A 24,984-nucleotide genomic window follows, 5' to 3' on the forward strand; every position below is an offset into this window, starting at 1 on the left:
GTTCTCGCCCCTCCGCGCGTCACGTCCCCCGCCCCCTGGGTGCGCAGTCGGAGTCCCGCACGAGGCCGCGCTCAGGACGGCGACACCGGCGCGGCAGCCCCCGCCCCCTGCTCCGCGCTCGGCGCGCGCGGCGTCGTCGTGAAGACGAAGGCGCCGTCGCGGTAGTCCACGAGGATGCGTTGTCCCTCGCTGACCTCGCCGCGCAGCAGCATGCGGCTGATCTCCGTCTCCAGCTCACGCTGGATGACGCGCCGGAGCGGACGGGCACCGTAGCGAGGCTCGAAGCCCTGTTCGGCCAGTGCATCGCGGGCGGCGTCCGTCAGGTCCAACTGGAGGTTCTGCCCGTGCAGCTTGCGGCGCGTGGCCTCCAGCATGGTGTCCACGATGCGGCGCAACTGGTCCGGGTTCAGCGGATGGAAGACGACGATTTCGTCGATGCGGTTGATGAACTCCGGCCGGAAGTGGCCGCGCAGCGCGTTCATCACCGCCTCCGTGGCCCGGGCCTGCCCCGCCTTCTCCTCGTCGGCCGCGCGTTGGAAGCCGAGCGCCGCGCGCGCCGCGCCCATGGCCTCCGAGCCGAGGTTGGACGTCATGATGATGACCGCGTTCTTGAAGTCCACGGTGCGTCCCCGTGAGTCCGTGAGGCGACCGTCGTCCAATATCTGCAGCAGCAGGTTGAACACGTCCGGGTGCGCCTTCTCCACCTCGTCGAAGAGCAGCACCGAGTAGGGCCTGCGCCGCACCGCCTCGGTGAGCCGGCCGGCCTCCTCGTAGCCCACGTAGCCCGGAGGCGCGCCGATGAGCCGGCTCACCGTGTGGCGCTCCTGGAACTCGGACATGTCCAGGCGGATCATCGCGTTCTCGTCGTTGAAGAGGTAGTCCGCCAGGGCCCGCGCGGTCTCCGTCTTCCCCACACCCGTGGGCCCCAGGAACAGGAACGAACCGATGGGACGGTTCGGGTCCTTCAAGCCCGCGCGAGCCCGCCGCACCGCCTCGGAGATGGCGCGCAGCGCGTCCTCCTGGCCCACCACGCGTCGCTTGAGCGCGTCCTCCATCTCCAACAGCCGCTGCCCCTCCTCCAACTGGAGCTTCCGCGCGGGGATGCCCGTCCACTCGCTCACCACCGTGGCGATGTCCTCCGGGCTCACCGTGGGCTCGGTGACGCCGCGCTTCTGCTGCCACTGGGTGCGCAGCCCGTCCAGCTCCGCGCGCAGCGACTCGAGCTCCGCCTTGACGCGGCTGGCCTCGTCGTAGCGCTCCCCCGCCACCGCCGCGCTCTTGTCCTTCTCCTTCTGCGCGAGCAGCGTCTCCATCTCTCCCAGCCGGTCCGGCGCGGTGCGCGCCCCCAGCCGCACCATGGCCGAGGCCTCGTCGAGCAGGTCGATGGCCTTGTCCGGCAGGAAGCGGTCGTTGACGTACTTGTCCGACAACTCCACCGCCGCGGTGAGCGCGGTGTCGAGGATCTTCACGCGGTGGTGGGCCTCGTAGGCGTCGCGCAGCCCGCGCAGGATTTCGATGGCCTGCTCCGGCGTGGGCTCCGCCACCATGACGGGCTGGAAGCGGCGCTCCAGCGCGGCGTCCTTCTCGATGTTCTTCCGGTACTCATCCAGCGTGGTCGCGCCCAGGCACTGGAGTTCGCCACGCGCCAGGGCGGGCTTGAGGAGGTTGGCCGCGTCCACCGCGCCCTCGGCGTTCCCCGCCCCCACGACGGTGTGCACCTCGTCGATGAACAGGATGATCTGCCCCTTGAGGGCGCGAATCTCGTCCATCAATCCCTTGAAGCGCTCCTCGAACTCACCTCGGAACTTGGTCCCGCCCAGCACACTGCCGATGTCGAGCGACAGCACGCGCTTGCCCTTGAGCACCTCCGGAACGTCCCCCGTGACGATGCGCTGGGCCAGCCCCTCCGCGATGGCCGTCTTGCCCACGCCCGGCTCGCCGATGAGCACCGGGTTGTTCTTCGTCTTGCGGCTCAGGATGCGGATGACGCGGTGGATCTCCTTCTCCCGCCCGATGACGGGGTCCAGCTCCCCCGCGCGCGCCAGCACCGACAGGTCCCGCGTGAAGCGCGTGAGGTTCGGAGGCAGCCCACTCCCCTGCCGCCCACCGCCGCCCGGCGCTGGAGCCACCGGAGGGCCGCCCTGGGCCGCGATGCGCTTGCGCAGCTCGTTGACGTCCACGCCGGCGAGGAACTGCGCCGCGAAGCTCTCGCTCTCCATCAGGATTCCGAGCAGCAGGTGCTCCGGCCCGATGAAGCTGTAGCCCATCTGGAGCGCCTGGAGCCGGGCGATCTGCAACACGCGCTTGACGCCCGAGGACAGCGCGACGCCCTTCGCCTGACGTGGCTCGCGGCGCGGCATCACCGCGTCCAGCCGGGCCTCGAACTCGTCCACCGGCGCGCCCGCCTGCTTGAGGGTCTCGCGCAGCTCCGGCACCGAGTGCAGCAGCGACAACAACAGGTGCTCGATGCGCATGCGCTCGTATCCCGAATCGAGCGTCATCCGCGCGGCGCGCTCCAGCACCTGCTGGGCCATCTCCGACAACTGCGCGAGCAGGTTCTCCCGGGAGCGGGGCCGAGGCCCCATCATCTGCTCCACCAGGCTCTCCAGGCTCCCCAAGCCATCCGAGCCCTCGAGGGACATGCCCATCGCGCTCGCGCAGTGGTTGCAGAGGTTGAGCGTGGCCTCCTGGCCATTCACCCGCTTCTTGAACACGACCGCGGCTGGGCGGCTCCGGCAGTTCTGACACACCATGGTCGACGACCTCCACGCTCCACTCCCGCGCAAAGGTAGGAACCACGAGGCAGGTGGACCACGGAGGCGCCGCCCTCGAGCGGGCGACCCGACGAGGCCCCTCTCCATCACTCGGAGAGGCCTCCTCCGTCAGCGCCTGACCCTCCCCGGAGAGCCGGGCGGGCCTCGGGAATGCGCCACCTCCAGGCATTGCATGCGCCGAGCGCCAGACGAAGCGTGTGGCACAGCCCAGGAGGTGGAGCGATGCCCGACTACGACTTCTACTGCCGCCAGTGCAAACACCCCTTTTCGAGCCACATGAGCGTGCGCGAACATGACGAGCAGCCGGCGGAGTGTCCCCGGTGTCACAAGGCGCAGAACGTGGAGAAGCGCCTCTCGGCCTTCAGCGCGCATACTCGCAAGAAATCCTGATGACCCGCCCGCCCCGCGTCCCACCACCGCGCATCGTCGCCCCGCTCTTCGCGGCGGTGTGGCTCGGCGCGTGCGCCACCCGACACACGGGGGTCCGGGACGAGGGCACCGAGCGCATCGAGGCCATTCTCGGCAACGCCGCCCTCGAGGACCCCATCCCCGAGGGCATCGTCTTCATCCCGGACGCGACACCGGGTCCAGACGCTCCGGCCCTGGCGACACGGGAGGCCTCCGCGCCTCCCCCGCCAACCACCCCCACGTGGGGACCCTACGGCCTCCCCTTCTCCGGGCTGTGCTCCACCTCGCCCGCTGGCGGCCCCACCGTGGCGCATGTTCCCGCGTGCCTGCTCATGCCCGGCGCCGTCCGCATGGTCGTCACGCCCAGACCGGGTGGGAGCATCCCGGGCCTGCTGCCGTGAGGTCTCCGCGCTGAAGATTCCCGACCGTCTCCACACGCGGCACGAGACGGTCGACCCGGCGATTCGCCGAAGCGCCCCCCGCTGAACGCGGACACCCGCCTCACGGCGTCGACGCGCGCGCCCGTCCTCGCGACACCGCGCCTTCACCGTGCCCCCTGGTGACGCCCTCGGGTCGACACGACGGCGTGGCCACGCTCCATCCCCACACGTGAGCACCACACCGCTCCATCGCCAGGTCGTGGCCCGCGCGGGCACCCGCTGCCCGCCCACCAGGCGATCACGACTCGCTTTCCACCGTCACACCCGTTCGTGGTAGCGAAGGAGGACCGAGCCACGGCCCTCCTTCGCCCCACGCACTCGCGATGCCCGCGTGAGAGGGAAGCAAGGCCGCCTGCCCCACGAGGGCACGGTCGGCGCGAGGAAGCAGAATACCGCTCGTTCCGCCGAACGTTCTTGGCTCGCTCAACCCCCAAGAGGAGCCACACCCCCCATGTCCACACTGCGCAGCCTGTGCCTCGTCGGAGCGCTCTCCGCCGGGGCCCTCGCCTGTAAGGGAAGCACGGAGTCCCCCTCCACTTCGGGTGCCATCCCCAACACCACCACCCGCCCGCAGACGCCGACCACCGGGACGACCGAGCAGCCCTCGCCCGGAACCTCGACGCCTCCCGTCACCCAGACACCCGGGACGTCGACGCCGACGACTCCCACGACCGGGGAACCCTCGCAGCCCCGGTACTCGCGCGAGTGGTACGTCAGCCCGTCGGGCAACGACACCGCCGCCGGCACGCAGGCCAAGCCGCTGCGCACCATCTCCAAGGCCCTCTCGTTGGTGGGGCCCGGGGAAGTCGTCCGCGTCCTGTCCGGCACCTACGCGGAGAAGCTGGTCATCGACTCCACCGTGAGGGCCGGCACCGCCAACGCGCCCATCACCCTCCGGGGCGAGGGCAAGGCGAAGCTCGTCCCCACCTCCAGCGGTTGGTACATGGCCATGGTGCAGCGCCCCTACTGGCGCCTCGAGAACCTCGAGTTCGACGTGCGCGGCGCGCGCCAGGTGGCCGTGACGTTCGCGGGCAACAGCAACGGCTCGGTCCTCGCGAACAGCGAGCTCTACGGCGGCGCGTTCGGGAGCGGCATCAGCACCGACTCGGGCGCCCGGGGGGTCACCCTCGAGAACAACCACATCCACGACTTCGACCAGGGCTCGACCGACTCACACGGCATCGTCATCGCGCCCACGTCGCAGGACATCACCGTGCGCGGCAACGACATCCACGGCAACTCGGGTGACTCGGTGCAGTGCCTCGGCCCCGAGGGCTTCAGCAACGACACGCCCGCCAAGGGGGTCCTCATCGAGGACAACCACCTGCACGACAACCGCGAGAACGCGGTGGACCTCAAGACGTGCCACGACGTCACCGTGCGGAACAACCGCATGCACGGCTTCACCAAGTCGAGCACGTCCCGAGGCGAGGCCGTGGTGGTGCACTACTCCGCGAAGAACGTGGTCCTGGAGGGCAACGACATCTCCGACGCGGCCCTCGGCATCGCGGTGGGAGGCAACCGGGTGGACGCGCCGCCGACGAACATCTCCGTGCGCCGCAATCGCATCCACGGACTGAAGATGCCGGAGGGCTCGGCCATCCGCATCGAGAACGGCGTCGACGTGCGCGTGCTCCACAACACCGTCACCGGGACGGAGGGCTTCGCGCTCGTGCTCGGCCACGGGACCGGCGGCGACTCCACGCGCGTGGCGGTGCGGAACAACCTCTTCGCCACCCGCAACGCCGTCAACCTGGGGCCCTACGTGTCCGAGCTGGACCTGCGCTCCAACGTCTACCTGCCGCGCGCCAGCTTCACGACGGGCAAGTTCTTCGTGCCCGAGTCCTCGTGGGTCGGCGACGCGCTCTCCGCCTGGAAGCAGCAGGGCCAGGACACGGCCTCGTCCGAGGCCGCGGAGGCCCTCGCCGACGCGAAGACCTTCGCGCCGGGCGTCGGCGCGGTGGACAAGGGCATGGACCTGGGCCTGCCCTACTGCGGCGCGGCGCCGGACATCGGCGCGGTGGAGTCCGGCTGCCCCACGGCGGCGACGGCCTCCATCGCCGAGTAGCCCCGACGGAGAGCCTCGGGCCCGCCTCACGCGCGGCCCGGGGCGTCCCCTTCGCGAGCCCTCGGGCGGCGGCCGCTCAGCTCCCGAGCAGCTCGCGGTGCAGCCGCGCCGTCAGCGCCTTGAGGTGGGGCTTGTCCACCAGCAACGTGAGCTGGAGCGGAGAGGTGTGCACGGCGTGCACGCGCGCGCCCAGCTCCTCCGCGGCGGCGAGCGACTGTCGCAGCGGGACCCAGTCCGCGTTGAGCCCCACGCCCACGCAGGTGACGGTGCCCAGCTCCCCCCGCCACGAGACGGCGTCCCCGAAGCGCGTGGACAGGTCCTTGCGGAGCGCGTCCTCGCCGTGGATGTCCGCCAACGGCACGAGCAGGTAGGTGTGCCCCGAGCCACCCGACAGCGCGTCATGCCCGAGCGTCCGGCCCCGGACGCCGCGCGCGTCCAGGAACTCCAACAGCTCCGGCAGACGGACCTGCGCGCCGGCGCACAACACCGCCATCTCCACGTCCGCGGTGACGCCCTTCACGCGCGTGTCCTGGGCCGCGGTCAGCTCGCGCACCTCCGTGCCCGACCCCTGGGCGTGCGCCGTGCGAGCGAGGATGACGATGCCGCGCGACTTCGCCCACTCCACCGCCTGCGCGTTGAGCACCTTCGCTCCCGCGCTCGCCAGCTCCTGCATCTCGTCGTAGTTCAGCGACTCGAGCTTGCGCGCGTCCGGCACCACGCGCGGGTCCGCGCTGAAGATGCCGTCCACGTCGGAGTAGATTTCACACGCCTCCGCCTCCAACGCCGCGGCCAGCGCCACCGCCGTCGTGTCGGAGCCGCCCCGCCCCAGCGTGGTCACTTCCTTCTTGTAGGACACACCCTGGTAGCCGGCGACGATGACGACACGGCCCCGCGCCAGCTCGTCGTGGATGCGGTACGGCCGTACCTCGACGATGCGGGCCTGCGCGTGCGCGTCGTTGGTGATGATGCCGCTCTGGCTGCCCGTGAAGCTGATGGCCGGGACCTGCATCTCCTGGAGGGCCATGGACAACAGCGCCATGGAGATGCGCTCGCCGCAGGTGAGCAGCATGTCCAGCTCGCGCCGCGCCGGGTCCGGAGACACCTGCTTGGCCAGCGCCAGCAGCTCGTCCGTCGTGTCCCCCATGGCGCTGACCACCACCACCACCTGATACCCGGCGTCGCGCTTGTCCTTCACCCGCTGCGCCACCTTGCGAATCTTCTCCACGTCGGCCACCGACGAGCCGCCGTACTTCTGGACCACGATAGGCATGAGCGTCTCACTACCCCTGTTGGGCGTGTCCAAGGAACCACACCCCAGGCCATTCTTGCAGGAGCCCGGCCAGCCCGCCCGCTCCCGGTGCGTCGCCTTGACACCCCGAGGTCGGCTTCTATAGTCGGGCGCGGTCTGCCCGGGCCGCCCGAGAGTTGCTCTCACGCCCAGCGGCCCAGGGTCGAGCCTTCGCTTCCCTGGAGCCTTCCCCATGCCGATGATCGAGGTGCAGCACCTCACCAGGCGGTATCGCGACCGCGTGGCCATCGAGGACCTCAGCTTCGACGTCGCGGAGGGCGAGCTGCTCGGCTTCCTCGGGCCGAACGGCGCGGGCAAGTCCACCACGATGAAGATCCTCACCGGCTTCCTGCCCCCGTCCGAGGGCGTGGTGAAGGTGGGCGGCTTCGACGTGACGACCCACCCGCTCGAGGTGAAGCGCCGCATCGGCTACCTGCCGGAGACCCCGCCGCTCTACCCGGAGATGACGGTCCGGGGATACCTGCGGTTCGTGGCCTCGCTCAAGCGCCTGCCGTCGCGTGGCCTCGACACGGAGGTGGAGCGGGTGGCCAGCCTCACCGGCGTCACCCATGTCCTGGGCCGGCTCATCCAGAACCTGTCGAAGGGCTACAAGCAGCGCACGGGCATCGCGCAGGCGCTGCTCGGCGCGCCGCCGGTGCTCATCCTCGACGAGCCCACCGAGGGCCTGGACCCGGCGCAGCGCGCGGAGGTGCGCGCGCTCATCAAGGGGCTCGCGGGCAAGCACACCGTCATCCTCTCCACGCACATCCTCCCGGAGGTGACGATGACGTGCGAGCGTGTCCTCATCCTCAACCAGGGACGCATCGCCGCCCACGACGACCTCGGCAAGCTGGCCGGCCTCCACGGCCCGTCGGAGAGCGCGTCGTTGGAGGAAGTCTTCATCAAGCTGACCGCCGCCTGAGCGCGAGCGCGCCCACCCGCGAGGAACCCCGGCCCCACATGCGCACCGCCCTGGCCATCGCCCGCAAGGAACTGTCCCTCTACTTCACCACCCCGTGGGCCTACGTGGTCTTCACGGCGATGGTCGCCCTCTCGTCGTTCTTCTTCGCCGCGCTGCTGGAGACCTTCCAACAGGTCCAGCAGATGGCCCGGGAGACGACGTGGGCCCAGATGCCGCCGGAATACGACAGCTACCGCAACCTCACGGAGGGCGTGGCCGTGCAGCTCTGGGGCACCGTCATCATCATCACCCTCTTCGTCGCGCCCTTCCTCTCCATGCGCCTGTTCGCGGAGGAGAAGCGCAACAAGACGTTCGAGCTGTTGATGACCGCGCCGGTGCGGCCCATCGAGCTGGTGGTGGGCAAGTACCTGGGGGGCCTGGGCATCATCACCGCCACGCTCGCCCTCACCCTCCTCTTCCCCGCGCTCCTGTCGTTCTTCGGCCGCGCGGAGACGGGCACGGCGCTGGAGTGGTCCACCGTGCTGGTGGGCTTCGTCGGCGTCCTGTTGTGGGGCGCCACCTGCATGGCGGTGGGCCTGTTCATCTCCGCGCTCACGGAGAGCCAGATGCTGGCGGCCCTGCTCACCTTCGCGGTGCTCCTGCCGTGGATGCTGCTGACCAGCGTGGCCCAGGCCTCCGAGGAGCCCGTGCGCTCGGTGCTGACCTACCTCTCGTTCGACTCGCAGCTCCAGCACCTGCTCAAGGGCGTGCTGGACGTGCAGTCGTTCGTGTTCTTCGCCTCCGTCATCGCCTTCTCGCTGCTGCTCACCCACCGGGCCGTGGAAGTCCAGCGCCAGGCCTGAAGGGAACCCGGACATGAACGTGGCCCTCATCGGTCGATACCTGGGTGCCTTCGGGCTCCTGCTGCTGCTGTCGAGCCCCGCGACCCTCTTCTTCACCTCCGGCAGCCCCGTGGCCACCGCCGTGAAGGCGGGCGTCGGGCTCGTGCTGGTGGGCGTGTGCGTGGCCACGAACCTCCAGGCCTTCGGCAACGCGTCCGCCCGCCGCTCCAGCCTCCACCTGGTCCGCTCGGCGCTCATCGTGGCGGGCGCCCTGGTGGCGCTGGTCGTCGTCAACCTGGTCGCGTCCCGGCACAACACGCGGTGGGACCTGACACACGGCAAGCTCCACTCGCTCGCCCCCCAGACGGTGGCCACGCTGGAGGCGCTGCCGGAGCCGGTGCACGCCTACGGTTTCATGCCGCCCACGCACGCCTCGTATCCGCTGGTGGAGGAGCTGTTCCAGCGCTACCAGGCCCAGGCGCCGGGGCGCTTCACCTACACGCTCAAGGACCCGCGCCGGGCCCCCGACCTCGCGGCGAAGTACCAGCTCAAGGAGGGCCAGGCGACGGTGGTGCTCGTGCGCGGCGAGGGCCCCGAGGCGTCCCACACCACGCTGAACGTCGTCTCCGAGCAGGACCTCACCAACGCCCTCATCAAGCTGAACGCGGTGGGCACGCAGCACGTCTACTTCGTCACCGGCCATGGCGAGTGGCCGCTCGCGAAGGACGAGGCCGCGCCGGACGACCCGGGCGCCACCATGTCCGAGCTGCGACGGCAGCTCCTCCAGGAGGGCTACGCCGCGGAGGCGCTGTACCTGACGGGCGCGACGGACGTGCCGCGCGACGCGGCGCTCCTGGTCATCGCGGGGGCGCGGGTCCGCGTCTCCCAGCCCGAGGTGGACGTGCTGCGCCGCTACCTCGCCCAGGGCGGACGCGTGCTCTACTTCGCGGACGCGGGCCTGCGAGACGGGCTGGACGACCTACTCGCCGAGTACGGCGTGCTGCTGGACGAGGGCGTCGTCGCGGATTCGCAGTTCAACAGCGGCAACCCGTACGTGGTGCAGTCCGCCTTCTACAGCGCGCACGACATCGTCCGGCCCCTGAAGCAGCGCGGGCTGAACGTCGAGCTGCCCACCGCGCGAAGCCTCAGCCTGCTGCGCCAGGGGCTCGCCGAGGGCGTCCGCGTGGAGCCCCTGGTCCACACCTCCCAGAACGGCTGGGTGGAGACGAAGCCGGAGGAGAACGCGGTCCCCTCCGACGGCGAGAAGATGGGCCAGCTCACGCTCGCGGCCGCCATCACCCGGGACACGAAGGACGTGCCGGAGCGGCGCTTCGACCAGGCACGGCTGGTGGTGGTGGGTGACTCGGAGCTGCTGCTCGACCCGAACTGGGGCCACGAGCCCAACCGCAACCTGGTGATGAACGCGCTGGGCTGGGCCACCAACCAGGTCGCCAAGGTCACCCTGCGCCCACCCGACCGCGACGTGTCCACCATCAGCCTGGACCCGACGGCGATGTCGCACCTGCGCTTCATCACCACGGACCTCCTGCCGTTGACGCTCATGGGCATGGGGCTCGCCATCTGGCTGACGCGGAGGAACCAGTGAGCCGCGCGCGCCCGGTGCTCGCGGGGCTGCTCGCCACGACGGCGCTGGGCGCGACGCTGGCCCTGTCCGCCTGCGACAGCCGCAAGAAGGGCGGACCTCGCGACGCAGAGCCACAGGCCGCGGCCGAGAAGCTCTTCGCCGCCCCGACGCCTCCGGGCGCCCCCGCCCCCGTGTTCACCCACGTCACCGTGCGCGCGCAGGGAGACACCACCGAGCTGACGCGCGGGTCCGACGGCAAGTGGACGCTCACCGCCCCCGTGAAGGCGCGCGCGGAGGACACCGCCGTGGAGGCCATCCTGGGGACGCTCGAGTCGTCGAAGTCGAGCACCCTCGTCGACGCGGCCCCCACCGACGCCGCCCTCGCGAAGTACGGGCTGAAGCCCCCCGTGTTCAGCGTGACGGCCCGGACCTCCGCGGACGGCCCGGAGGCCCCGCACGCGGTGACCCTCCACGGCGGCGTCGAGAACACCTTCGACGGTTCGGTGTACGTGCGCCGCGAAGGAGACCCGCGCGTGTACGCGGCCCAGGGCTCCGTCCGGTGGAGCCTCGACCGGGGAACCTTCTCGCTGAGGGCCAAGGAGTTCCTCGGCGGGCTGGACGTCGCGTCGCTCACCGCCATCGACGTGAAGACCCGGGAACAGGCCTATTCGCTGACGCGCGAGCCGGGCGGCAAGGCGTGGCGGTTGGTGAAGCCCCTCGCGGAGCGCGCGGACGAGGCGAAGGTCGCCGGACTCCTGTCGGACCTGAAGGACCAGCGCGCCCTCGCCTTCCTCGACGACTCCGCGGCCACGCGCAAGAAGCTGGGCCTGGAGACGCCCGGGGTCGACGCGCGCTTCACGTCCACCGCGGGCGAGCCGGTACGCGTGCGCCTCTCCCGCGCCGTGGTCGATGGCGAGTCGCGCGTCTTCGCCCTGCGGGAGCAGGGCGCCGTCGTCGTGCTGGGTGAGGTGCCGGACAGCGCGCTCACCGCGCTGGACGTGGACACGCAAGACCTGAAGGACAAGCACGTCCTCCACTTCCGGCGCGAGGACGTCCGCCGCGTGGTGTTCCAACCCGGCAACGGGGCGCCCGTCATCACCGTGGAGAACACGAACACGGCCGACGCGGGCACGGCGGTCTGGGAGGTGACGACGCCCACGCCCGGCAAGGCCCTCCACTTCCGCATGGTCGCCCTGGTGCGCGCGCTGAACACGCTCAGGGCCTCCGCGTTCGGTGAGGCCCGGCCGCGGGACTGGTCGAGGTTCGGCATCGGCGAGACCTCTCCCCTCGTCGTGTTGTCGGGCGCGGGGGGCCGTGAGCTGGCGCGGCTGGTGCTCGGACACGAGGTCCCGGACGGCTCCGGCGAGCGCTACGCGCGTGGCGCCGGGGACGAGGTCGTGGAGATCTCTGTCGAAGGATTGGACCTTCCCCACCGCCCCGAAGACCTGATGGAGGCGCCGCCCACCGCGGAGCCCCAGCCCTGAGTCGTTCAATTCCAGACAAGCATGGAAGCGGTCGGCTGCTCGCCTCGTGGCAATCCACTACTGCGCGTCGGTGACGCACCACACCCCTGGTTTTGACGCGCGTGCTGCGCACATTCGCCGGAGCCTTCCCTCGGAAGACTGTGTGAAGCGCTGACAATCTCTGGCAGCGCTTTGTGCTTTCCTCGAATAGCCCCCATCCCTACCTTGACCACCGTACCCGTAGAGAACGTGTGGAGGCAGTGTCATGGTGAGCGCGGCGGAAAACCCTCTTGGGCTGAACGGCTTCGAGTTCGTGGAGTTCACGAGCCCGGACATCGACGCGATGGTGAAGCTGGTGGAGCGGCTGGGATTCACCGCCTACTCGCGGCACCCGACCAAGAACGTGGTCCGCTACAAGCAGGGTGACATCAACCTGCTCATCAACAGCGACGCCGCCGGGCAGGCCGCCGACTTCCGCGCCGCCCACGGTCCGTCCGCCAACGCCATGGCGTTCCGCGTGGCCAACGCCCGCGCCGCCTACGAGATGGCGCTGGAGCGCGGCGCCAAGGCCGCCGACCCGGCCACCAGCTCGCTGGGCGAGGGCTTCTATGTCCTCCAGGGCATCGGTGGCAGCCTGCTGTATCTCGTCGACCGGTATGGCGCGCAGGGCAGCATCTACGACACCTGGGTGCAGATTCCGGGCGCCGAGGAGGCCGAGGCCCGCAACAGCGTGGGCCTGGAGTCGCTGGACCACCTGACGCACAACGTGCGCCGGGGCCAGATGCGGACCTGGTCCACGTTCTACAACCGCGTCTTCGGCTTCACCGAGCAGAAGTACTTCGACATCAAGGGCCAGGCGACCGGCCTCTTCAGCCAGGCGATGATCGCCCCCGACCAGGCCATCCGCATCCCGCTCAACGAGAGCCAGGACGAGAAGTCGCAGATCGAGGAGTTCATCCGCGAGTACAAGGGCGAGGGCATCCAGCACCTGGCCCTGTCCACCCAGGACATCTACGGCACCGTGGAGAAGCTGCGCGCCCGGGGCGTGGACCTCCAGGACACCCTGGACGCCTACTACGACCTCGTCGACCAGCGCATCCCCGAGCACGGGGAGGACCTGGAGCGGATGCGCAAGAACCGCATCCTCATCGACGGCAACCAGCAGGAAGGCCTGCTACTCCAGATCTTCACCGAAAACCTGTTCGGCCCTATCTTCTTCGAGATCATCCAGCGCAAGGGCAACGAGGGCTTCGGCAACGGCAACTTCCAGGCGTTGTTCGAGTCCATCGAGCTGGACCAGATTCGACGGGGCGTCATCCAGGTGGACAAGAAGTCGTAGTCCCCCGCACGCCCCTTTCGGAGGAGACGTCGGTGAGCACAGAGAATCGAACCGCGGTGACTCCGAAGAGCGGGCTGAGGCAGGCGCCTGGCGGCTACCTCTCCGGCTTCGGCAACGAATTCGCGACGGAGGCCGTCCCAGGCGCGCTGCCCGTGGGGCAGAACTCGCCCCAGCGGGCGTCGTTCGGCCTGTACGCGGAGCAGCTGTCGGGCACGGCCTTCACGGTGGCGCGGCGTGAGAGCCGCCGCTCCTGGCTGTACCGGCTGCGGCCGACCGCCAGCCACCCGCCCTTCACGGCCCAGCCGCAGGGGCTGTTGGGGGGCGCGGCCTCCGAGGGCCCGGTGACGCCCAACCGGCTGCGCTGGAGTCCCCAGCCGCAGCCGGGCGCGCCCACCGACTTCGTCGAGGGCCTGACGACGTTCGCCGGCAACGGGGACGACGCCTCGGGCTCCGGCATCGCCATCCACCTGTACGCCGCCAACCGGTCGATGCAGGACAAGGTCTTCTTCGACTCCGACGGCGAGCTGCTCATCGTCCCCCAGGCCGGCCGGCTGACGCTCGTCACGGAGTTCGGCGTGCTCGAGCTGGCGCCCGGCGACGTGGGGGTGGTGCCGAGGGGTGTGCGCTTCCGCGCGGAGCTGCCCTCGGGGGCCGTGGCCGGCTACGTCTGCGAGAACCGCGGCGCCTACTTCCGCCTGCCGGACCTGGGCCCCATCGGCTCCAACGGCCTGGCCAACGCGCGCGACTTCCTCACGCCGGTGGCGGCGTTCGAGGACGTGGAGCGGCCGACGCAGGTGGTGCAGAAGTTCCAGGGTCGGCTGTGGTCGACGACGTTGGACCACTCGCCGCTCGACGTGGTGGCGTGGCACGGCAACCTGGCCCCGTACAAGTACGACCTGGCCCGGTTCAACACCATCGGCACGGTGAGCTACGACCACCCGGACCCGTCCATCTTCACGGTGCTCACCTCGCCCAGCGAGGTGCCCGGCGTGGCCAACTGCGACTTCGTCATCTTCCCGCCCCGGTGGATGGTGGCGGAGAACACGTTCCGGCCGCCCTGGTTCCACCGCAACGTGATGAGCGAGTTCATGGGCCTGGTCCACGGTGTCTACGACGCCAAGGCCGGGGGCTTCGCGCCGGGCGGCGCGTCGCTGCACAACTGCATGAGCGGTCACGGCCCCGACAAGGCCAGCTACGAGCAGGCCGTGAAGGTCGACCTGAAGCCGCACAAAATCCAGGACACGCTCGCCTTCATGTTCGAGTCACGCTGGGTCATCCGCCCCACGCGCCACGCGCTGGAGTCGCCGACGCTGCAGCACGACTACGACGGCTGCTGGAACGGCTTCGAGAAGGCCCGTCTGCCTTGAGCCTGCTCTCGCGCAAGCGGGTCTGGGAGACACCTCCGGAGGTGACGTTGTGCCCCGTGAGCAGCCTGGAGGACCCGGGCGCTCGCAACTTCGTCCTCCAGATAGGTGACGCGTACTTCCACGGCTTCCTCGTGCGACAGGGGGAGCGCGTGGTGGGCTACGTGGACCGCTGCCCGCATGCGGGCCTGCCCCTGGCGCGGCAGTTGGATCGCTACCTGTCTCCGGACAAGCAGCACATCGTCTGCTCGTGGCACGGCGCCATGTTCCAGCCGGAGGACGGGCGCTGCGTCGGAGGCCCCTGCAACGGCGCCTCGCTCACCGTCTGGCCCGTCAAGGTCGACGACGGCATGGTCGTCACCACCTGACCTCCGGGAGCGGGACTCCTCCCACGCGCGCGTCAGACTTCCATCAAGACATAGCGCTGGTCGGGCGTGTGCCGGGCCAGCAGCGGCATGGCGACGTTGAACACGGGGATGCCGCTCTTGGTCTTCCCATGGAGGGAGCCATGGTGCGCGTGACCATGGAAGACGGCCTCGGCGCCGTAGTGGTCGATGGGCATCGCCAGGCGGCTGGTGCCGAGGAACGGGCGGATCTCGATGTTCTCCCCCTCCAGCGTCTCCGGGATGGGGGCGTAGTGCATGATGATGATCTTCCTCGGCGTGTCGAGGTGGCTCAGCGCCGCCTCCAGCTTGAGGGACTCGGTCACCGCCTCCTGCACGAAGCCCTTCGTCTGCGCCTCGCCGAAGGCCTGCAGGGTCGCGTTGCCGTAGCCTCCGCCGAAGCCCTTCACGCCCGCGATGCCGAGCACCTTCTCGAAGATGAAGTGGTCCCCGTCGAGGATGTGGATGCCCACCTTGGCCAGCTCGGCGCAGATCTCCTTCACCTGACCGTGCTCGTAGTCGTGGTTGCCGAGCACCGCGGCGCACGGCACCCGCAGCGCGGACAGCTCCTCCGCGAGCACCTTGCCCTCCTCCAGCATCCCGCGGTCCGTGAGGTCCCCACACAGCACCAACAGGTCCGCCGTGGCGTTCACCTGCTTGACCAGGTGCCGGAAACGCCCGTGGTGGTCCTCACGGCAGTGCAGGTCACCGACCGCCGCCAACCGAACTTTCGAACCCGGGTCGCGCGCCACCATCCCCCTCCTGCTGTCGTTCGTTTTCGTCCCAGGCGCGCCCGTCCTGGAACCCCCAGTGGTGGATGTCCACGTGGTAGTTCACCTTGGAGACGAGGTTGCCTCGGCACAGCTTCTCCGCCCAGTGCCCGTCCCGGATGCTGTCCAGCGTGCGGCGCATCAGCTCCGCCATCACCCAGTCCGGGACGATGTCCCGCTCCGACGGATAGGTGAACCGGAACAACATCAGGTGACTGAGCAACACCTCCCAGTACCGGTCGAAGCGGCGCAAGAGCCGCTCCCAGTCCATGGCCGGGCCCGCCTTGAGGATGAGGTGGTTGACGTCCGCGCCGTCGTAGCGCTCACGCTCGATGACGAACGCCTTGGACCAGATCATCTCCTCCGCGGGCGCGACGAGGCACTCGTGGCCGAAGACGGTGGCCGTCTTCGCGTGCTGGAACCACTCGTCGTCCACGACGGCCACGCCGTTGCCGGACGAGAAGATGAAGTCCACGAAGTAGTCGCCCTTGAAGGCCTTGTAGAGCCACACCTCGTCGGTGCGCTCGGTGCGCCAGCCGTCCTGCTCGAGCACCTCCAGCGCCCGCAGCGCGTCCGCCTTGCGCGGGAAGAGGTCCAGGTCCTTCGTGTCCCGGTAGATGCCGGTATAGGTGGCATAGGCATACGCGCCGCCCACCACGAAGGGCACCTGGGCCTCGCGCAACAACCCCACGGCCCTGGCGCGGGCGTTGATTTCATCGGCGGTGCGTTCGCGTTCCGCGAGCGTCGCGTCCGTGCCCATCTCCCCGGGATGGTTGGGGTGTCGTTTTTCCATGGGCAAAAGGTAGGGATGATGCATTTCCGCCGTCCGACGGCCGGGTAAAGCCGCCCGGAGAGCAGTCAGGCGGATTCCAACCCCTTGGAATCAGGCCCATCCCTGGCACGAGCAGGCGCCTTTTCTGTTTTCCGGAGGAGCCGTGTCCATAGGGGCGAACACGCTGCCGCAAGGCCCTCCGGGGGCCTCCGAAAGGAAGAAGGACCATGCTGCGCAAGAGCCTGCTGTGTGCCGCCGCGTTGACGATCGCCGGATGCGGCAAGGACGCGAAGAACGACGAGGAGTCGTTCCGCCAGGGACTGCCGTCCAAGGAGATGGTGGAGATGAAGTCCCCGCAGAAGGGCGGCCAGGGGCTGACGTCCGCGTACTACGGCGAGCACCAGCTGTCGGAGAACTTCGCGCTCACGGCCGCCGCCGCGGTGTCGGTGAACGGGAGCACGCTGTGGGTGCTCGACCTCATCCAGGACATCGTCCGTCACCCGCCCAGCGCCATCGAGGGAGAGGTCGCCGTGTGGGGGCCGTACTCGGGGCCGCTCAGCCTGGTGACGTGGAAGCTGACCGTCACGCGCACCGACGACGACACGTATTCGTACGCGCTCGCGGGCAAGGGCAAGTCGCAGGACGACTCCGCGTACCAGACCATCCTGTCCGGCTCGCACACGGCCGCGGTGGACGGCGACGGCGAGCGCAAGCCGGGCTATGGCTCCGGCGATTTCCTCATCGACTGGGACCGCAACGGCACGCTGCCGGGCAACGACACCCGGGACGTGGGCTCGCTGGAGGTCCGCTACTCGCGCACGGGCGCGTCGACGGTGGCCACGGTGGAGGCGGACTTCCACCAGGTGCGTGACGACGAGGCGCAGGGCCAGCGGCTGGACGCGAACTACCGCTACGCGCGCACCCCGGGCGACGGCGGTGAGCTGGACTTCGTCATCAAGAAGAACATCGACCTGGACCCGACCCTGTCGCAGGTGGAGAAGCTGGCCATCAAGAGCCGCTGGGAGCACTCGGGCGCCGGCCGCTCGGACATCAAGCTGTCGGGCGGGGACCTGCACGGTGAGGCCACCCTCAACGAGTGCTGGGACTCGTCGTTCCTGAGCGTCTACTACGCGGCCAGCTACAACCCGTTCGTGGGCTATGGAACGGTGGCGGCCTGCGGCGGCTTCGACGCGGCGGTCTACTCCACGCTGTGACGCCGGTCGCGGTAGTCTGCGGCGCGTGACGGGAACGAGTCAGCCGGCCCTCCGGGTCATCCAGGGTGGTCCCCAGGGGGACCGGCGAGACGTCCTGCGCGAGCTGTATACGAAGCATGGTGGCAGCGTCCTGGGGCGCTGCCGCTATCTCCTGAAGGACGCGGCGAAGGCGGAGGACGCGATGCACGATGTCTTCGCGCGCGCCCTCACCCACGTGGAGGACTTCCGCGCGGACGCCTCGCCGCTGACGTGGTTGATGAAGATCGCCACGCACCACTGCCTCAACGTGCTGCGTTCGGAGCAGGCGGCGTGGCGGCGCTGGTTCGAGCGGGACGCGGCGGCGAGGTCGGAGGCGCACGGTGGCCAGGGCGAGATGGAGACGCGGGACCTGGTGCGCAGGTTGTTGTCGAGGGTGGACCTGGAGACCCAGGCGGCGGTGGTCCACTACCACGTGGATGGGATGACACTGGAAGAGGTGGCCGCGGTGCTGGGGCGCTCCGTGCCCACCATCCGCAAGCGGCTGGAGCGCTTCGCCGAACTGGGCGGAGAGGAACTGAGGGTCCGATGAGCGCGCACGAGTCGGAGTGGACACTGCGCCGCCTGCGCGCCGGGGAGCTCCCCGCCGCCGACGCCGCGCGCATCCGGACCCACGTGGCGGGCTGCGAGGCCTGTGGCGCCACGCTGCGCGCCCTGGAGCAGGAGCAGGCCGGGTTCGAGGCCGCCCTCTCCTTCGAGCACTTCGAAGCGGGGGTGCGTCGCGCCGAGGAGCGCCAGCGGGCCACACGCCCGGGCCTGCCGCGCCGCTGGGTGGGGCCCGCCGTCGCGCTGGCGGCCAGCGTGCTGGTGATGGTGCTCGCGCGCCCCCTGCTCTCCCAGGAGCGGGGTTGGGACCGGAGCAAGGGGAGCGACACCCAGGCGGAGCTGCGCATCGGCGGCGGCCCCGGCCCGCAGCGCGAGGCCCGGGTGGACGCGCCCGAGGCCCTGGATTCCGGCGAGCGGGTGATGCTGGGCTACAAGGCCGGCACGCACCGCTACGTCGCGGCGGTGTCCGTGGACGCCATCGGCGAGGTGACGGCGCTGCATCCCGAGTCCGGGCAGAGCGCGCCGGTGGAGCCCGGGGACGCGATGCAGTGGCTGCCGGGGAGCTGGGAGTTCACCGGCTCCGGCGTCGAGCGCGTGGTGCTGGTGCTCAGCGACGAGCCGCTCGCCGTGGAGACGCTCGTGGAAGCCGCGCGCGGCGCGTTCATGAACGCCAATGGAGATCTGGAGCACCTGCCGGCGCTCGCCGTCCCGGGCGAGCAGACGCACTGGGTGCTGCTCAAGCCATGATGCGCGCCGCCCTCCAGCGCTGGCTGGCCCTGGTCCTGGTCCTCGTGGCGCCCGTGTCCCACGCGGAGGGGCTGCGGCGCTTCGCGCTGGTGGTGGGCAACGACGAGGGCGGCGAGGAGACGCGCCCGCTGCGCTTCGCGCGGGGCGACGCGCGGAAGATGCACGCCCTGCTGTCTCGGCTGGGGGGCGTGGCCCCGGGTGACGGGCGGCTGTTGCTCGATGAGTCGTCCAAGGGCTTCCTGGCGGCGCTGACGGAGCTGGAGGCCCGATCGCGGGAGGCGCAGGCGCGCGGCGAGCGCACGGCGCTGCTCGTCTACTACTCCGGACACGCGAAGGACGGCGCGCTGCGGCTGGGGAACTCGCGCCTGGGGTTCGAGGACCTCAAGCGACGGCTGGCCGGGGCGCCGGCGGACATCCGCATCGCCATCCTGGACTCCTGTCGCTCCGGCGCGCTGACGCGCACCAAGGGCGCGCGCAGGGCCCCGGCGTTCGAGCTCGACTCCGGCGCGTCCCACGACGCGCGGGGACTGGTCATCCTCACCTCGAGCGCGGCGGACGAGGACTCGCAGGAGTCGGACGCGCTGGGGGGCAGCTACTTCTCGCACCACCTGGCCAGCGGCCTGCTGGGCGACGCGGACCGCAGCGGCGACGGGCGCGTGACGTTGTTCGAGGCGTACTCGCATGCCTATGCGCGCACGGTGGCGGACACGGCGGCCAGCAGCGCGGGCGCGCAGCACCCCACGTTCAGCTACGACCTGGCGGGCAACGGCGACGTGGTGCTGACGGACCTGCGCGCCAGCAGCGAGGGGCTGGTGGTACCGGGGCTCGCGCCCGCGGGCATGTACTACTTCGTGGATCCAGCGGGCCTGGTGGTCGCGGAGCTGGACAAGACGCCGGACGTGGAGCGCCGGGTGGCGCTGGCGCCGGGCACCTACCGCGTGAAGCGACGGATGAGCGACCGGCTGCGCATCGGCGAGGTGGAGGTGTCTCGCGGGCGGCAGGCGGTGCTGGAGGAGTCGCGGCTGCGTGACGCGCCGTTCTCCGACGACCCGGTGAAGGGCGTGGCCCCCGACGGCGGCTCGTGGTGGACGGTGGGCCTGTCCGGGAGCATGCAGTCCTTCTTCGACGCGCCCACGCGCGAGTCGCTCTTCCTGTCGGTGGGCATGGTGGGCGCGGAGGCCCAACTCCACGACTACTTCCGCCGCGACTGGGTGTGGGGCGTGGACGTGGCGGTGGGCGGCAAGCAGGCGCTGCTGGCGCTGCCCACGCTGTCGGGGCCGGCGTACCGGTACTCGGTGACGAGCCTGGGCACGACGCTCTTTTCAGAGTGGCCCCACGGCCGCGTGGCACCCTTCGTCGGCGCGCGCATGGCGTACCTCGTGATGCGACGCGACTTCGAGGACGCGAGCCTGCCGGACCAGAAGTACGCCATGTTCTCCCCGGGCCTCGTCGCGGGCCTGCGCTGGCAGCCGCTGCGGCACCTGCACCTGACGGGGCGAGCCCGGCTCCACTATCTCCTCTACACCGTGGACGAGCAGCGCTCCCTGGGCTTCTGGGAGCTGGGCGCGCTCGTCACCTACCAGCCATGAAGGAGCGCGCGATGCGATATCCCGTGCTGGCCTGCCTGTGTCTCGCGATGAGCGCGTGTGGCGGCGACTTCTCCAACGACGACCTGGAGTTCCTCAACGCCCTGCCCCAGCGCGAGGACCTCGCGGTGAAGCTGCCCGGCGGACGGCAGAAAGGCGCGGGCCAGCGGCTCTCGCCCGACAAGGGCGCGCTGGCGGTGAGGCTGGGCGAGGCGTCGCAGCTGGTGGGCGACACGGACGAGACAGGCCAGGAGTTCAACGAGGGCGTGGACGGGCTGCTGTCCTTCCTGGAGGCCATCCGCCAGCTGCCCCCCACCCGGCGCGAGCCGGACCGACGCATCTGGGGTCCGTACCGCGACAACAACCACCCGGGCTTCGACACGCGGTTCGTGATGACGCGCGCCGGGGAGCGGTTCGACTACCAGCTCGAGTACCGCCGGACGAACCAGGGCGAGGACGCGTGGTGGGCCTTCCTCGTGGGCGCGTTCCAGGCCGACGCGGGCATCCGCAAGGGCACCGGCGACATCTCCCTGGAGACGGGCCGCGCGCGCGGCAAGGCCTTCACCACGGGGATGGAGGCGCTGGACCGGCTGGAGATCCACTACCAGACCCAGGCGCTGCCCACGCGCGTGGAGCTGGTGTTCGACTACGCCCTGCCCGCGCTCTTGCCCGCGAAGTACGTGTTCCGCGAGGGCGCGGGGAGCGTCGTGGAGATGACGTTCGAGATAGGCGGCACGGACCTCGTCCCAGGGGGGCAGCCGGAGGACGTGGCCCTCACCACGCGGTGGGCGCCCGACGGGCGGGGGCTGGGCAGCCTCGAGGTGCTCAGGGGCGACATCACCGGGGCGAAGTACACCGAATGTTGGGACCGACTGGGCCGCGTGACGTTCATCGCCCGGAGCTGGGACTTCTTCACGCCCACCGAGGGCGACCGGACGACGTGCCCGGACGTGTCGGCGCTGGACCCGTAGCAGGCGTGCGGCCGGGGGCCTCCGGAGAGTCCCGTACCGGGCTGGCCGCTCCTCGGCCGAGAACCGCCAGGAGACCCTCGGGGTAGGAGACAGCTGGTATAGAGTCCGCCGCCATGAGCGAAGCGGTGAAGAGCGGGGAGCGGGCGGAGCGTCCGGGAACGTGGGCCAGCCTGGCCAGGGCCATGGCGTCCTGGCGCACGGCCGCCGTGACGCTGCTGTCGTTCTCCTCCGGCCTCCCGCTGGGCCTCGTGTGGATCGCCATCCCCGACTGGCTGCGCAGCATCGGCGTGGACATCCGCGTGGTGGGCCTCATCACGCTGGCGCAGGCGCCGTGGACGTTCAAGTTCCTCTGGTCGCCGCTGATGGACCGGTACGTGCCACCCTTCTGGGGACGGCGCCGCGGCTGGATGGCGGTGGCGCAGGTGGCGTTGTTCATCACCACGCTCATGCTGGCGGGCGTGGGCGAGCACCCGCAGACGGCGTGGGTGGTGGGCGCGCTCGCCATGGCGGTGGCGTTCGCGGCGGCGACGCAGGACATCGCCATCGACGCGTACGCGGTGGAGGTGCTGCGCAGGGACGAGCAGGGCGTGGCGGTGGGCGCGCGCGTGGCGCTCTACCGCGCGGCGATGTTCATCGCGGGCTCGGCGGCCATCACCCTGGCGGGCCGCGTGTCGTGGAAGGCGGTGGTCATCGGGCTGGCGGTGCTGTTCCTGCCCATGATCATCGTCACCCGCTTCGCGCCGGAGCCGGAGGAGAAGCCCATCCCTCCGACGTCGCTCAAGGACGCCGTCTGGTATCCGTTCGTGGGCTTCCTGTCGCGCCACCGCGCGTTGGAGATCCTGGCCTTCGTCTTCCTCTACAAGCTGGCGGACAACCTGGGGGGCACGCTGCTGCGTCCCTTCCTGGTGGACATGGGCTACAGCGACCTGCACCGGGGCGTGGCGCTGGGCACGCTCGGCCTGGTGGGCACCATCGCGGGGACGCTCATCGGCGGGGCGTGGACGACGGTGCTCGGGCTGGGCCGCGCGCTGTGGGTGTTCGGCGTCATCCAGATCGTCTCCAACCTGGGCTACGTGCTGGTGGCGCGCGCGGGCGAGCCCAACGTGTGGCTCATGTACAGCGCCATCGGCTTCGAGCAGGTGACGCAGGGCCTGGGCACCGGCGCCTTCTCCGTGCTGCTGATGCGGCTGACGCAGAAGCGCTTCTCCGCCACGCAGTTCGCGCTGCTCTCCAGCCTCTTCTCCATCCCCCGCGTGCTGGCGGGGCCCATCGCCGGCTTCATGGTGTACTCCATCGGCTGGGAGGCCTTCTTCTGGTTCACCATGGTGGGCGGCATCCCCGGCCTGCTGCTGCTGGCGCGCTTCGTCCCGCTGGGCGTGAGGGATCCGAACTTCGAGGTCCAGACGCGGCCCACGGCGCAGCCGGTCAGCCGCTCCGTGCTGTGGGGGAGCGCGACGTTCGCGGCGGTGGTGGGCATGGGCGTGGGCGCGGCCACGTCGGCGCTGCTCACCGCGCTGCAGAACTTCCGCAAGGCGCCCGCGCAGGGCTTCGACTACGGCACGCCCTTCGCCCAGTTGTTCCAGCCCGCGTCCGTCACGGACTGGGTGACGCTGGCGAGCATCGTCGTGCTCGGGCTCGTGGTGGGGATGCTCACCGCGGCCGTGCTGGCCGCGCGCTCCGGGGCCTTCTACCTTCCCGAGCAGGAAGCCCCCCCGGCCTCCAGCCCCGCTGGCTCGTAGGCCCCGGACCTTCCGGGGCGGGTCCGGGTCCACCCGACGACAGGCCCCCCACAACGGGGATCCATCCGCCGCGCCGCGTGCCTATGGTGGCGGCGACATGGCCCATCCCCTCGCAGGCAAGCTCCCTCCGGAAGACCTCCTCATCGACCCCGAGAAGCTCCGCGCCCGCTACTACACGGAGACGCCCGACGTGGGCATCCCCGAGCAGCGCGTCGCCTTCGGCACCTCGGGCCACCGGGGCTCGTCCGCGCGAACCAGCTTCAACGAGGCGCACATCGTCGCGGTGACCCAGGCCGTCTGCGAGTACCGCCGGCAGCAGGGCATCGACGGGCCGCTCTTCCTGGGCATGGACACCCACGCGCTCTCCCTGCCCGCGCAGCGGACGGCGCTGGAGGTGCTGGCCGCCAACGGCGTGCAGGTGCGCTTCACCGACGGCTTCGTGCCCACGCCCGTCATCTCCCACGCCATCCTCACCTACAACCGGGGCCGCGCCGCGGGGCTCGCGGACGGCATCGTCATCACCCCGTCCCACAACCCGCCCGAGGACGGCGGCATCAAATACAACCCGCCCAACGGCGGCCCCGCGGACACGAACATCACCGCGAGCGTCGAGAAGCGCGCCAACGCGCTGCTCGGCGCGGGCAACGCGGGCGTCCAGCGCATCCCCTACGAACGGGCCCGCGTCGCGTCCACCGTGAAGCCCCACGACTTCGTCACCCCGTACGTCGAGGACCTGGCGTCCGTGGTGGACATGGAGGCGCTGCGCGGGGCGAAGCTGCGCATCGGCGCGGATCCGCTCGGTGGCTCCAACGTCGCGTACTGGGAGCCCATCGCCGCGCGCTACGGGCTGGACCTGAAGGTGGTGAACCCCACGGTGGATCCGACGTTCCGCTTCATGCCGGTGGACCACGACGGGAAGATCCGCATGGACTGCTCGTCGCCCTACGCCATGGCGAACCTGGTGCGGCTCAAGGACCAGTACGACATCGCCTTCGGCAACGACGCGGACTCGGACCGGCACGGCATCGTCACGCGCTCCCTGGGGCTGCTGAACCCCAACCACTACCTCGCCGTGGCCATCTCCTACCTGTTCCAGAACCGCCCCGGGTGGAAGGCGGGCACCGCCGTCGGCAAGACGCTGGTGAGCAGCGGCCTCATCGACCGCGTGGCCAAGGACCTGGGCCGCCGCGTCGTCGAGGTGCCGGTGGGCTTCAAGTGGTTCGTGGAGGGTTTGTTGGACGGCTCGCTCGGCTTCGGCGGCGAGGAGAGCGCGGGCGCGTCCTTCCTGCGCCGCGACGGCACCACGTGGACCACCGACAAGGACGGGATGATCCTCGACCTGCTCGCGGTGGAGATCCTCGCGCGCACCGGCAAGGACCCGGGCGAGCACTACCAGGCGCTCGCGGCGCGCTTCGGCACGCCGTACTACGCGCGCATCGACCAGGCGGCCACGCCCGCGCAGAAGTCCGTGCTCAAGAAGCTGTCGCCGGACGCGGTGAAGGCCACCACGCTGGCCGGCGAGCCCATCCTCCAGCGCCTCACCCGCGCCCCCGGCAACGACGCCGAAATCGGCGGGCTCAAGGTCGTCGCGGAGAACGGCTGGTTCGCCGCGCGCCCCTCCGGCACCGAGGACGTCTACAAAATCTACGCGGAGAGCTTCCGCGACGAGGCCCATCTCCAGGCCATCCTCCAGGAGGCGCGCGCCATCGTCGACGCGGCCTTCGCCGCCGCCTGAAGCCCCCGACCCT

21 protein-coding genes are annotated in these 24,984 nt (G+C 70.5%); 17 read left to right on the forward strand and 4 right to left on the reverse strand.

What is annotated here, in order from left to right:
- Positions 1-71 precede the first annotated feature (71 nt).
- Positions 72-2,753: an ATP-dependent Clp protease ATP-binding subunit gene (locus LZ198_RS33785; protein WP_253976256.1), complete on the reverse strand. Its 2,682-nt coding sequence runs from the start codon at positions 2,751-2,753 to the stop codon at positions 72-74.
- A gap of 243 nt (positions 2,754-2,996) precedes the next feature.
- On the opposite strand from LZ198_RS33785, the gene LZ198_RS33790 reads away from it, so the two are divergent.
- The 3 genes from LZ198_RS33790 to LZ198_RS33800 all read left to right on the forward strand — a co-directional run bounded on the left by LZ198_RS33790 (position 2,997) and on the right by LZ198_RS33800 (position 5,690).
- Positions 2,997-3,164, forward strand: a complete 168-nt coding sequence (locus LZ198_RS33790; RefSeq protein ID WP_253976257.1) for an FmdB family zinc ribbon protein — start codon at positions 2,997-2,999, stop codon at positions 3,162-3,164.
- Positions 3,164-3,583 carry a hypothetical protein gene (locus LZ198_RS33795; protein ID WP_253976258.1) on the forward strand — a complete coding sequence of 140 codons (420 nt, stop codon included), beginning with the start codon at positions 3,164-3,166 and terminating at the stop codon, positions 3,581-3,583. Before LZ198_RS33790 ends, LZ198_RS33795 begins: the two co-directional genes overlap by 1 nt.
- 490 nt (positions 3,584-4,073) lie before the next feature.
- The gene (locus LZ198_RS33800) at positions 4,074-5,690 is read left to right on the forward strand and encodes a right-handed parallel beta-helix repeat-containing protein (protein WP_253976259.1); all 1,617 of its coding nucleotides are present in this window, start codon (positions 4,074-4,076) and stop codon (positions 5,688-5,690) included.
- Between the two features lie 76 nt (positions 5,691-5,766).
- On the opposite strand, the gene LZ198_RS33805 is transcribed toward LZ198_RS33800, so the two are convergent.
- The gene (locus LZ198_RS33805; RefSeq protein WP_253976260.1) at positions 5,767-6,960 is read right to left on the reverse strand and encodes an aspartate kinase; all 1,194 of its coding nucleotides are present in this window, start codon (positions 6,958-6,960) and stop codon (positions 5,767-5,769) included.
- A gap of 217 nt (positions 6,961-7,177) precedes the next feature.
- Between LZ198_RS33805 and LZ198_RS33810 the strand changes: the two genes are divergently transcribed.
- The 7 genes from LZ198_RS33810 (at position 7,178) to LZ198_RS33840 (ending at position 14,840) form a co-directional block, all read left to right on the forward strand.
- Positions 7,178-7,900, forward strand: a complete 723-nt coding sequence (locus LZ198_RS33810) for an ABC transporter ATP-binding protein (protein WP_253976289.1) — start codon at positions 7,178-7,180, stop codon at positions 7,898-7,900.
- Positions 7,901-7,938: 38 nt separating this feature from the next.
- Positions 7,939-8,742 carry an ABC transporter permease gene (locus tag LZ198_RS33815; protein WP_253976261.1) on the forward strand — a complete coding sequence of 268 codons (804 nt, stop codon included), beginning with the start codon at positions 7,939-7,941 and terminating at the stop codon, positions 8,740-8,742.
- A 13-nt stretch (positions 8,743-8,755) separates the two neighbouring features.
- Positions 8,756-10,327 carry a GldG family protein gene (locus tag LZ198_RS33820; protein WP_253976262.1) on the forward strand — a complete coding sequence of 524 codons (1,572 nt, stop codon included), beginning with the start codon at positions 8,756-8,758 and terminating at the stop codon, positions 10,325-10,327.
- Positions 10,324-11,790, forward strand: a complete 1,467-nt coding sequence (locus LZ198_RS33825; RefSeq protein WP_253976263.1) for a DUF4340 domain-containing protein — start codon at positions 10,324-10,326, stop codon at positions 11,788-11,790. Before LZ198_RS33820 ends, LZ198_RS33825 begins: the two co-directional genes overlap by 4 nt.
- Before the next feature lie 244 nt (positions 11,791-12,034).
- On the forward strand, positions 12,035-13,108 hold the full coding sequence (hppD, locus tag LZ198_RS33830) for a 4-hydroxyphenylpyruvate dioxygenase (RefSeq protein ID WP_253976264.1): 1,074 nt from the start codon (positions 12,035-12,037) through the stop codon (positions 13,106-13,108).
- Positions 13,109-13,140: 32 nt separating this feature from the next.
- Complete coding sequence (gene hmgA, locus LZ198_RS33835; protein WP_253976265.1) at positions 13,141-14,475, forward strand: homogentisate 1,2-dioxygenase; 1,335 nt, start codon at positions 13,141-13,143, stop codon at positions 14,473-14,475.
- A complete protein-coding gene (locus LZ198_RS33840) occupies positions 14,472-14,840 on the forward strand; it encodes a Rieske (2Fe-2S) protein (RefSeq protein ID WP_253976266.1) in 369 nt (122 codons plus the stop codon). The genes hmgA and LZ198_RS33840 overlap by 4 nt, the downstream gene beginning before the upstream one ends.
- A gap of 32 nt (positions 14,841-14,872) precedes the next feature.
- Here LZ198_RS33840 and LZ198_RS33845 read toward each other — a convergent pair whose 3' ends face one another.
- A complete protein-coding gene (locus LZ198_RS33845) occupies positions 14,873-15,577 on the reverse strand; it encodes a metallophosphoesterase family protein (RefSeq protein WP_253976267.1) in 705 nt (234 codons plus the stop codon).
- Entirely contained in the window at positions 15,561-16,418 is an 858-nt protein-coding gene (locus LZ198_RS33850; RefSeq protein ID WP_407667484.1) for a nucleotidyltransferase, read from the reverse strand. The genes LZ198_RS33845 and LZ198_RS33850 overlap by 17 nt, the downstream gene beginning before the upstream one ends.
- A gap of 206 nt (positions 16,419-16,624) precedes the next feature.
- On the opposite strand from LZ198_RS33850, the gene LZ198_RS33855 reads away from it, so the two are divergent.
- The 7 genes from LZ198_RS33855 (at position 16,625) to pgm (ending at position 24,971) form a co-directional block, all read left to right on the forward strand.
- Positions 16,625-17,611 (forward strand): hypothetical protein, encoded by a 987-nt coding sequence (locus tag LZ198_RS33855; protein ID WP_253976268.1) that lies wholly within the window; start codon positions 16,625-16,627, stop codon positions 17,609-17,611.
- 25 nt (positions 17,612-17,636) lie between these two features.
- On the forward strand, positions 17,637-18,179 hold the full coding sequence (locus LZ198_RS33860) for an RNA polymerase sigma factor (protein WP_253976269.1): 543 nt from the start codon (positions 17,637-17,639) through the stop codon (positions 18,177-18,179).
- The gene (locus tag LZ198_RS33865; RefSeq protein ID WP_253976270.1) at positions 18,176-18,940 is read left to right on the forward strand and encodes a zf-HC2 domain-containing protein; all 765 of its coding nucleotides are present in this window, start codon (positions 18,176-18,178) and stop codon (positions 18,938-18,940) included. Before LZ198_RS33860 ends, LZ198_RS33865 begins: the two co-directional genes overlap by 4 nt.
- The gene (locus LZ198_RS33870) at positions 18,940-20,529 is read left to right on the forward strand and encodes a caspase family protein (protein WP_407667486.1); all 1,590 of its coding nucleotides are present in this window, start codon (positions 18,940-18,942) and stop codon (positions 20,527-20,529) included. The genes LZ198_RS33865 and LZ198_RS33870 overlap by 1 nt, the downstream gene beginning before the upstream one ends.
- Before the next feature lie 11 nt (positions 20,530-20,540).
- Entirely contained in the window at positions 20,541-21,497 is a 957-nt protein-coding gene (locus tag LZ198_RS33875; protein ID WP_253976272.1) for a hypothetical protein, read from the forward strand.
- A gap of 113 nt (positions 21,498-21,610) precedes the next feature.
- Positions 21,611-23,236 (forward strand): AmpG family muropeptide MFS transporter, encoded by a 1,626-nt coding sequence (locus LZ198_RS33880; RefSeq protein ID WP_253976273.1) that lies wholly within the window; start codon positions 21,611-21,613, stop codon positions 23,234-23,236.
- Positions 23,237-23,333: 97 nt separating this feature from the next.
- On the forward strand, positions 23,334-24,971 hold the full coding sequence (gene pgm / locus LZ198_RS33885; RefSeq protein WP_253976274.1) for a phosphoglucomutase (alpha-D-glucose-1,6-bisphosphate-dependent): 1,638 nt from the start codon (positions 23,334-23,336) through the stop codon (positions 24,969-24,971).
- The last annotated feature ends 13 nt before the right edge of the window (positions 24,972-24,984 follow it).

The organism is Myxococcus dinghuensis (assembly GCF_024198235.1).
In the GTDB taxonomy this organism is placed as follows: domain Bacteria; phylum Myxococcota; class Myxococcia; order Myxococcales; family Myxococcaceae; genus Myxococcus; species Myxococcus dinghuensis.